This is a genomic window from Variovorax paradoxus, assembly GCF_030811855.1.
In the GTDB taxonomy this organism is placed as follows: Bacteria; Pseudomonadota; Gammaproteobacteria; order Burkholderiales; family Burkholderiaceae_C; genus Variovorax; species Variovorax paradoxus_L.
On the sequence record NZ_JAUSRN010000006.1, the window covers coordinates 314,183 to 322,983 of the forward strand.

The 8,801-nt window shown below is 64.5% G+C and carries 9 protein-coding genes; 4 read left to right on the forward strand and 5 right to left on the reverse strand.

Annotation, left to right across the window (positions count from 1 at the left end; all coding sequences use genetic code 11):
* Positions 1–192 precede the first annotated feature (192 nt).
* A complete protein-coding gene (locus tag J2X92_RS14475; protein WP_307576653.1) occupies positions 193–918 on the reverse strand; it encodes a response regulator transcription factor in 726 nt (241 codons plus the stop codon).
* A gap of 306 nt (positions 919–1,224) precedes the next feature.
* On the opposite strand from J2X92_RS14475, the gene J2X92_RS14480 reads away from it, so the two are divergent.
* Positions 1,225–1,893, forward strand: a complete 669-nt coding sequence (locus J2X92_RS14480; protein WP_307576654.1) for a hypothetical protein — start codon at positions 1,225–1,227, stop codon at positions 1,891–1,893.
* Between the two features lie 33 nt (positions 1,894–1,926).
* On the opposite strand, the gene J2X92_RS14485 is transcribed toward J2X92_RS14480, so the two are convergent.
* From J2X92_RS14485 to J2X92_RS14500, 4 genes are read right to left on the reverse strand one after another with little or no spacing between them, the layout of a single operon-like run.
* Positions 1,927–2,736: a polyphosphate kinase 2 family protein gene (locus tag J2X92_RS14485; protein WP_307576655.1), complete on the reverse strand. Its 810-nt coding sequence runs from the start codon at positions 2,734–2,736 to the stop codon at positions 1,927–1,929.
* Positions 2,737–2,788: 52 nt separating this feature from the next.
* Positions 2,789–3,223, reverse strand: coding sequence for an RNA-binding S4 domain-containing protein (locus J2X92_RS14490; RefSeq protein WP_307576656.1), 435 nt, complete (start codon positions 3,221–3,223; stop codon positions 2,789–2,791).
* A 2-nt stretch (positions 3,224–3,225) separates the two neighbouring features.
* A complete protein-coding gene (locus J2X92_RS14495) occupies positions 3,226–4,647 on the reverse strand; it encodes a sensor histidine kinase (protein ID WP_307576657.1) in 1,422 nt (473 codons plus the stop codon).
* Entirely contained in the window at positions 4,644–5,324 is a 681-nt protein-coding gene (locus tag J2X92_RS14500; RefSeq protein WP_307576658.1) for a response regulator transcription factor, read from the reverse strand. The genes J2X92_RS14495 and J2X92_RS14500 overlap by 4 nt, the downstream gene beginning before the upstream one ends.
* A 128-nt stretch (positions 5,325–5,452) precedes the next feature.
* Between J2X92_RS14500 and J2X92_RS14505 the strand changes: the two genes are divergently transcribed.
* The 3 genes from J2X92_RS14505 (at position 5,453) to J2X92_RS14515 (ending at position 8,643) form a co-directional block, all read left to right on the forward strand.
* Entirely contained in the window at positions 5,453–6,412 is a 960-nt protein-coding gene (locus J2X92_RS14505; protein ID WP_307576659.1) for a tripartite tricarboxylate transporter substrate binding protein, read from the forward strand.
* A 178-nt stretch (positions 6,413–6,590) separates the two neighbouring features.
* A complete protein-coding gene (locus tag J2X92_RS14510) occupies positions 6,591–7,127 on the forward strand; it encodes a tripartite tricarboxylate transporter TctB family protein (RefSeq protein WP_307576660.1) in 537 nt (178 codons plus the stop codon).
* 1 nt (position 7,128) lies between these two features.
* Entirely contained in the window at positions 7,129–8,643 is a 1,515-nt protein-coding gene (locus J2X92_RS14515; RefSeq protein WP_307576661.1) for a tripartite tricarboxylate transporter permease, read from the forward strand.
* Positions 8,644–8,801: the final 158 nt, after the last annotated feature.

Here is an 8,801-nt window from a genome sequence, read left to right on the forward strand (position 1 = left end):
TCATGCACCAAACTTGTATGCAAGACTGACATTCACCAGTTCGCGAAAGCGGGTGCAAGCTTCGTGCCCACTCGGTGGTTGTTAGTTTGCTTTGCACGGCGAAGCGCGGCGGCACTTGAGCGGGAAAAAAGGCGGCTGCAGATCCCAGTCAGCGGCGGCGCTGGCGAAGCAAGGATTGAAAGCTCGGGCCTTTCAGGGCAGCGCGCCAGCGTTGGTCATGGGGTCGTGAACCGCCTCGAAGCGATAGCCCTGGCCGTAGACCGCTGAGAGGCGATATCCGTTCTCAGGCCGCAATGCCAGCAACGTTCTCACTCGCGAAACGTGTGTGTCCAGGGACCGAGACATCAACTCGGTTCCTCCGGGATTGTTGGTCTTCCAAACGCTTTCCAGCATGTGTCTGCGCGAGATCAGGCGCCCCATGTTCCGGAAGAGAAACAATGCGAGGTCGTACTCCCTCTGAGTCAGTTGAACGACCTCGCCGTCGACCTCGAGCCTTGCCGCAGCGGGAATGAACCGGTAGCGGCCCCACGATTCTTCCTTGGCGCGGGGCGCAACATACGCGCGGCGCAACAACGCCTGGATGCGAGCGGCCAGTTCGGCAACTCCGACGGGCTTGCTCATGAAGTCGTCCGCCCCCACGCCCAACCCTTCGACCACGTTGCGCTCGCCCCGTCGGTTGGTCACGAAGAGAATTGGAATGTTCTCTTTCACGTTGCTTCTGACCCACCGCACGATATCCGGGCCAGAGATGTCGGGAAGCTCCCAATCCAGGAGCAGCAAATCGAACGATTCGCGGCGCAGTTCGTTCATCAATGCAGCCCCTTCCGTAAAGGTGTGGCAATGGTGGTTCATTGCCTTCAGCGTGCATTTGGTCAGATCAAGCTGAGTCAGATCGTCATCGACTGCGGCGACTCGCATGGTTTCAGTGGTTGTGTTGGGTTGTGCGAAAGAAATTTGCACAGTTGCTACGCACAGTAATTTTAATTAACAACTAATTTCGTACAGGAGCAAATAGTCAGAGATTGTCAGATTGAAGCAATTTGAAACAATTGGCGGTGGATCGTTGCGCGCGCGCGAGTCGGCGCTCGCGATGTCTTGCCGAACCTGCAGACGAAAGCATTCAAGCCATTGGGCGTCGCAACTTCGCGACAAAAAATGCCACAAGAGTAACTATCTGTATGGTTAAATCGGCGCAAACATCGCGAAAGAGGACGAGGGAACCCCATGAAGCTGCTGCTGAGCATCGTGTGCGCCGTAGTTGCATTGGCCGGGTGCGTCAGCACGCCGCCGACTCCGACGCAGCCCGGAACAGGATCGGGCCTGTCGTATGTGCCCATGGTGGCCATGGAAGGTGTCGACAAGGCCCGCTATGACAGCGACGTGGCCGATTGCCGCACTGCGGCAACTCGGATCACCGCGCGTAGCGAGTCGGGCGACGCCATGTGGCTGGCGCTGGGCCTTGGGTTGATCACCGTGCACGGGCAGGGGATTGTGGCTGCGGCTGCCCAAGGGGGCATCGCGGCTGCGGCGATCGACATGTCTTACCGCCCCGACGCGAGCGTGATTGCCGAGCACCAGCAGATCGCAATAGTGCACTGCATGGCAAAGCGCGGTTATCGCAATCTCGACCCCAACGTGCGGGACACGTTCTACGGCCACTCCTTCAATCCGGAGGTCGTGCTGACCCCGCGCCGAACGGGTGTGGACACGTACAACGCCGAAGTGGTCGCCAAGGCGGGCCAGTGCAGCATCCAGCCGCGGGCGGAACTGATCGCCAAAGGCCCTGGCTACGAGTCGTACAGCGTGCCGTGTTCGAACGGCGCGACCTTGCCCGTTCGCTGCGAATTCGGCAAGTGCCGCGCCCTGGGCCAATCGACCAGCCGCCGCTCCTGACGCTCGCGACGCTGGCGCGCAGCACACGCCCGATCACTTGATGACCATGCCTTTGAGCGCGGGGTCTGCGGGTGGCGCCTTGAACTTCATGTCCCGGAGAGTTTTCATGAGCAGCCGGGCAATCATGAGATTGCGGTGCCGCTTGTGGTTGGCGGGTATCACGTACCAGGGCGCGTGCTCGGTCGAGGTTGCGCGCAGCGCCTTGTCGTAAGCCTCCTGGTAGGCGTTCCACTTGGTGCGCACCTCCAAGTCGCCCAGGCTGAACTTCCATTGCTTGCCGGGGGTGTCGATTCGGGCCTGCAGGCGTTCGCGCTGCTCGTCCTTGTCGATGTGCAGCATGCACTTGACGATGACGGTGCCGGTCTCGACCAGCAGGCGCTCGAAGTCGTTGATCTGCGCGTAGCGCCGCTTCGCTTCGGCCTTGTCGATCCAGCCCTCGACCACCGGCACCAGCACGTCTTCGTAGTGGCTGCGGTTCCACACCGCGATTTCGCCCGCGCGCGGCACGACCGCATGGCAGCGCCAGAGATAGTCGTGGGCGCGTTCTTCGTCGCTTGGCGCCTTGAAGGCCGTGACGCGAACACCCAGCGGCGAGGTGCGCGAAAAGACCCAGCGCACGGTCCCGTCCTTGCCGCTGGTGTCCATGCCCTGGAGTACCAGCAGGACCTTGCGGCGGCCTTCGGCATGCAGCAGGTCCTGCATCTCGTCGAGCTCGCCTGCAAGGGCGTCGATCTCGGCAACCTGCGCGGCTTCGTTGCCCTCTAGAAAAGGCGTTTCGCCCGGGTCCACCTGCGAGAGCTTGAACTTGCTGCCGCCGACGCGGTATTTCTTCAGGCTGGGCATGGACCGGAGCTCCGTTCAAAAAAGACGCAGCGTACGCGATCGGCAAAGCCCGTCAGCGATCGGTCTCGTCAGGATCGATGGATGCGCTCCAGCGGTCGTCCCAGTCGGCGTGCCGCGCCGCACCGTCGAGTTCGCGCCGGTCGCGCTTGGTAGGGCGGCCCTGCACGATCGCCAGGGCAGGTTCGCTCCCCATGCGTCGCTGTTCGCGCATGGCAACCTGCGCGGCAATGCTCTCCGGGGTTTCTTCATAGAGCTGCTGCGCCACGGGTGCCGGGCCCCGCTGGCCGCTCAAGCCGCGCACGGTCACAGTCCGAGTCACCGCCCCAAGGCGGATCGCGACCGTGTCTCCCGCCTTGACCTCGCGCGAGGCCTTGGCGATGTCGCCATTGACCTGTATCCGGTTCTTGCCGATCTCATCCGCAGCCAGGGATCGCGTCTTGAAGAAGCGGGCGGCCCAGAGCCATTTGTCGATGCGCAAGCGATCCATATTCAGAAATTGTGGTGGTAGACAGGGAGCCGCACGACAGCGTCGAGCCCGACCACCTGTGCGGAATTTTCCTGCACGCTGCGGTTGTCCAGGCTGATGCGTCCGCCCAGAGCGAGCACGATCTCGCGGCAAATGGCCAGGCCCAGCCCCGAGCCGCTTCCCGTGTCGCCGGCAGAGAAGGGCGCGAACAGGCGCTGGCGCAGTTCGGCTGAAATGCCGGGTCCCTCGTCGCGCACCGTCAGCACCGCCTCGTCCTCGTCGGAACGAACCATGACGGAAAGTGCGCCGCCCCGCGGACTCTGCTTGATCGCGTTGTGCAGCAGGTTGCGGGTGAGTTCCTGCAGCATCCACTGGTGCGCACGCACCGTCACAGGCTGTTCGACGGCCAGCTCGAAATCGAGCGCCTTGTCGGCGATGAGAGGCGAGAGGTCCAGCGCAATCTGGCGCACCACTTCGCCGAGCTCCAGCGCGACCGATTCCGGCTGCTGGCGCAATTGCTCGACCTTGGCAAGCGACAGCATCTGGTTGGCGAGCGTGGTCGCGCGCTCCACCGTCTGATTGATTTCGCTAAGTGCCTGTTCGGGCGCCACGTCGCCGCGCCGCGCCGATTGCACCTGCGCCTTCAGCACCGCCAGCGGCGTGCGCAACTGGTGAGCGCTGTCGCGCACAAAGCGCTTCTGGTGGTCGAGCAGGCGCTGCAGCCGGCCCATGACCTCCGTGGTGGCGTCAATCAGTGGGCGTAGTTCGCGCGGCGCATCGGGTGCATCGATGGGCGACAGGTCGTCGGCGGCGCGCTTCTCGATGGCTTCGCCGAGCTCCCGCACCGGCCGCGTGGCGCGTTGCACCACCAGCACCGTGACCAGCGCGATGACGCCCATCAGCAGCAGCTGCCGCCACAGCATGTCCACCAGCAGCTTGCGCACCAGCGTTTCGCGCAGCTCCAGGGTTTCGGCCACCTGCACCACGGCCATGCCGCGGCCGCGACCACTGGCCACCGGCTGCAGCAGCACCGCCATCCGCACGGGCTGGTCGCGAAAGCGCGCGTCGTAGAAATCGACGAGCGCCGAATAGGCCCCGCGGTCGGGGATGCGGCCGCGCCAGAACGGCAGTTCGGCAAAGCCCGAAACCATCTCGCCATCGAGCGCCGAAACCCGATAGAAAAGCCGGCTGCGGTTGTCGGCCTCGAAGGCTTCCAGCGCGGAGTAGGGCACGATGGCGCGCAGCCGCGCCGCTTCGTCGTAGCCTTCCACGTCGAGCTGTTCGCCGATGGTCTTGGCCGAGGCGAGCAGCGTGCGGTCGTAAGCGGTGGTGGCCGCGGCCAGGCTCTGCCGGTACAGGCTCACGCTGTTGATCACGATGAAAATGGCCACCGGCGCGAGAATGCCGAACAGCAGCCTCGCGCGCAGCGACAAGGCCGCCTTCATTGTTCGGCGCGCAAGAGGTAGCCCAGCCCGCGCAGCGTCATCAGCGCGGCGCCGGTGCCCACGAGCTTCTTGCGCAGGCGATACACCACCACCTCGACAGCTTCGTACTGCACATTGGTCTCGCCCGGAAACACCAGTTCGAAAAGCCGCTCCTTGCTGACCGCATGGCCCGGTTTCATCATCAGCGCCTTGAGCAGCGCCAGTTCGCGCGGCGTGAGTTCCAAGATGCCGCCGCGGTGGTAGATGGCGCCGCTTTCGGGCTCGAAGCGCAGGCCGCCCACTTCCTGCGGGTTCAGGATCACGTCGGGGCCCGCGTTCTGGTGGCGCCGGCGTAGGGCGCGGATGCGCGCCTCCAGCTCATCGAGGTCGAAGGGCTTGGGCAGGTAGTCGTCGGCGCCGGCATTCAGGCCCATGATGCGGTCGCCCACGGTGCCGCGGGCCGTCAGCAGCAGCACCGGCGTGCGCAGCCCCGCGGCGCGTGCATCGGCCAGCACCTGAAGGCCGTCGAGGTTGGGCAGGCTCAGGTCGAGCGCCACCACGTCGGGCTCCAAGGCGCGCCATTGCTCGACGGCCAGGGCGCCGTCGCCGCAGATGCGCACGTCGATCTTGCTGCGGGCGAGGGCGCGCTGCAGGGTGACCTGCATCGAGGGATCGTCTTCGACCAGCAGCAGCTTCATGGGCTTGGAGGGGGGAATGGTACTTCGGTGTTTTCCCCAGTCCGGTGGACAGCCAACTGACAGCAGGGCGGCGCATGATAGCGGCTCAGGTCCAAGTCAGGTTTTCTTTAGTTACCAGGAGACATTCGATGCGTCGCGACACCTTTTTGAAGTCATTGGCCGCGCTGGCCGCCGCCGGAGCGCTGCCGTTGTCGGCGCGCGCCGCAGCCAACGTCAAGATGATGATTCCAGCCAACCCGGGCGGTGGCTGGGACACCACGGGCCGCGCGTTGGGCAAGGCATTGACCGAATCCAAGCAGGCCGACACGGTCACCTATGACAACAAGGGCGGCGCCGCCGGCGCACTGGGCCTGGCCCAGTTCGTGAACGGCTCCAAGGGCGATCCGAACGCGCTCATGGTGATGGGCTCCGTCATGCTCGGCGGCATCATCACCGGCAAGCCGCCGGTCAATCTGTCGCAGGCCACGCCCATTGCGCGCATGACCACCGAATACAACGTCTTCGTGCTGCCGGCCAACTCGCCCTTCAAGACCATGAAGGATGTGGTCGAGCAGCTCAAGAAGGACCCGGGCAGCGTCAAGTGGGGCGGCGGTTCGCGCGGCTCTACCGAGCACATTGCCGCGGCCATGATCGCGCAGAAGGTCGGCGCCGACCCGTCCAAGATCAACTACGTGGCCTTCCGGGGCGGCGGCGAGGCCACGGCGGCCATTCTGGGCGGCAACGTCACCATCGGCGGCAGCGGCTATAGCGAGTTCGCCGAATACATTGCCGCCGGCAAGATGAAGGCCGTTGCCGTCACGTCCGCCCAGCGCCTGCCGGGCATCAACGTGCCGACGCTCAAGGAGCAGGGCATCGACGTCGAGATCGGCAACTGGCGCGGCGTGTATGGCGCCCCCGGTATCACCGCGGAACAGCGCAAGGCCCTCACCGACATGGTGCTGGCCGCGCTCAAGAGCCCGTCGTGGGCTGAATCGCTCAAGAAGAACGACTGGACGCCGGCCGTGCTGTCGGGCGAGGCATTTGCCAAGTTTGTCGACGACGACTTCGCCAGCCTGCGCGCCATCATGGCCAAGTCCGGAATGATCTGACTTTGGCTCGCCCCCAGGCTCCGCGCACTTCGTGTCGCTACGCCAACCCCCCACCGGGGGCAACACCAGAGGCCCGGCAGAGCCGGTTCCTCGGTGTTTCTGGAAGGGGATGGGGGCTCTTTCGATAGTGTGACCCTTCAATGGGTCCCAATCCTTTCCCTGACTGTGGGAGCAAAAAATGACAACTCCAGAATCCTCGGTCTCGCCGCAACCCGCGGCTCTTTGGCCGCAAACCCTGGTCGGTGCCGGTGTGCTGCTGACCGGCTTGGCGCTGGCTTTCGGCGCCATCGGCATTCCTTCCGAGGCCGGCTATGGCGGCGTCGGGCCCAACTTCCTGCCGTGGCTGGTGTCGGGCGTGCTCACGCTGTGCGGCGGCTGGATCCTCTGGGAAGCACGCACCGGCGGCTTTCGCGAGCTTGATGCACCTACGGGGGCCGAGCAGGCCTACTGGCCGGGCTTCGTCTGGGTCTCGGCGGGCCTGCTGCTCAATGCGGCGCTCATCACTCAGCTTGGCTTTATCCTGAGCTGCACGCTGTGCTACGTGCTGGCGGTGCAGGGCCTGCGCCGCGCGAGCGGACAGCCTTCGGCCAATCTGCCGCGAACCTGGGCCATCGATTTGCTGACCGGCGCGCTCATTGCCGCACCCGTGTTCTGGATGTTCACCAAGTTCCTGGCCATCAACCTGCCGGGCCTCACCACCACCGGCTGGATCTGACATGGAAATCTTCAACGCACTCATGACGGGTTTCGCCGCGGCGATTACCCCGGTCAATCTGCTCTGGTGCCTGGTGGGCTGTGCCCTCGGCACGGCCGTTGGCGTGCTGCCAGGCATCGGCCCCGCTGTGGCCGTGGCCATGCTGCTGCCGATCACGGGCAAGGTCGAGATCACGGCCTCGATGATCTTCTTCTCGGGCATCTATTACGGCGCCATGTATGGCGGTTCGACCACGTCGATCCTGCTCAACACGCCCGGTGAGACGGCCAGCATGGTCACGGCCATGGAAGGCAACAAGATGGCCAAGAGCGGAAGGGCGGGCGCTGCGCTCGCCACGGCCGCCATCGGCTCCTTCGTTGCGGGCACCATCGCCACGGTCATCGTCACGCTGTTCGCGCCGTTTGTGGCGGAGTTCGCCGTGAAGCTCGGGCCGCCCGAATATTTCCTGCTGATGCTGCTGGCCTTCACCACCGTGAGCGCGGTGCTCGGCAAGAGCACGTTGCGCGGCATGACGGCGCTGTTCATCGGCCTTGCTGCCGGCTGCGTCGGCCTCGACCAGATCTCGGGCCAGGGCCGCTATACCGGCGGCGTGCCAGAGCTGCTCGACGGCATCGAGATCGTGCTGGTTGCGGTGGGCCTGTTTGCCGTGGCCGAAGTGCTGTACGCCGTGCTCTACGAGGGCAAGGTGGTCGAAGGCCAGAACAGGCTGAGCCGCGTCCACATGACCAAGCGCGACTGGAAACGCTCGATCCCGGCATGGCTGCGCGGCACCGCCATCGGCACGCCCTTCGGCTGCATTCCCGCGGGCGGCACCGAGATCCCGACTTTCCTGAGCTATGCGATGGAAAAGAAGCTGGCCAAGAACCCGGAAGACAAGGCCGAGTTCGGCACTGCCGGCGCCATCGAAGGCGTGGCCGGCCCCGAAGCCGCCAACAACGCCACCGTGACTGCCGCGCTCATTCCGCTGCTCACGCTGGGCATTCCGACGTCGAACACCACGGCCATCTTGCTCGGCGCGTTCCAGAACTACGGTATCCAGCCGGGTCCGCAGTTGTTCACCACCTCGGCCGCATTGGTGTGGGCGCTGATCGCGTCGCTTTACATTGGCAACGTGATGCTGCTGGTGCTGAACCTGCCGATGGTGGGCCTGTGGGTCAAGCTGCTGAAGATTCCGAAGCCGCAGCTCTACGCGGGCATCTTGATCTTCGCGACGGTGGGTGCCTACGGCATGCGCCAGAGCGCGTTCGACCTGTTCCTGCTGTACGGCATCGGCCTGCTTGGCGTCGTGATGCGGCGCTTCGACTTTCCGACTGCTCCTGTGGTTGTGGGCATGATTCTCGGGCCGCTCGCCGAGGCGCAGCTGCGCAACGCCATGTCGATCGGGGAGGGCAGTGCTGCGGTGTTCTTCCAGCGGCCTATGTCGATCACGCTGGTGGTCATCATTGTGGCTGTGCTGGTGTTGCCGCGTGTGGCGAAGCGCATGAGTGAGCGGAAGTTGGCTCGGTTGGCGGTCTGACTCTTACTGCCCTCTTTTGAGGGCGCGAAGGATAGTTGGTTTTATACCGCTGCGCGGCGGTTACTTCCCGAGGCCGGGTGTCGCCCCGGCGGGCGACTCACTTTCTTTTGCTTCGCCAAAAGAAAGTAAGCAAAGAAAAGGCGACCCCACTGTCTGCG

Coding starts and splice junctions, on each gene's coding strand:
- J2X92_RS14475 (WP_307576653.1), bottom strand. CDS start 918: ATGCGAGTCGCCGCAGTCGATGACGATCTGACTCAGCTTGATCTGACC.
- J2X92_RS14480 (WP_307576654.1), top strand. CDS start 1,225: ATGAAGCTGCTGCTGAGCATCGTGTGCGCCGTAGTTGCATTGGCCGGG.
- J2X92_RS14485 (WP_307576655.1), bottom strand. CDS start 2,736: ATGCCCAGCCTGAAGAAATACCGCGTCGGCGGCAGCAAGTTCAAGCTC.
- J2X92_RS14490 (WP_307576656.1), bottom strand. CDS start 3,223: ATGGATCGCTTGCGCATCGACAAATGGCTCTGGGCCGCCCGCTTCTTC.
- J2X92_RS14495 (WP_307576657.1), bottom strand. CDS start 4,647: ATGAAGGCGGCCTTGTCGCTGCGCGCGAGGCTGCTGTTCGGCATTCTC.
- J2X92_RS14500 (WP_307576658.1), bottom strand. CDS start 5,324: ATGAAGCTGCTGCTGGTCGAAGACGATCCCTCGATGCAGGTCACCCTG.
- J2X92_RS14505 (WP_307576659.1), top strand. CDS start 5,453: ATGCGTCGCGACACCTTTTTGAAGTCATTGGCCGCGCTGGCCGCCGCC.
- J2X92_RS14510 (WP_307576660.1), top strand. CDS start 6,591: ATGACAACTCCAGAATCCTCGGTCTCGCCGCAACCCGCGGCTCTTTGG.
- J2X92_RS14515 (WP_307576661.1), top strand. CDS start 7,129: ATGGAAATCTTCAACGCACTCATGACGGGTTTCGCCGCGGCGATTACC.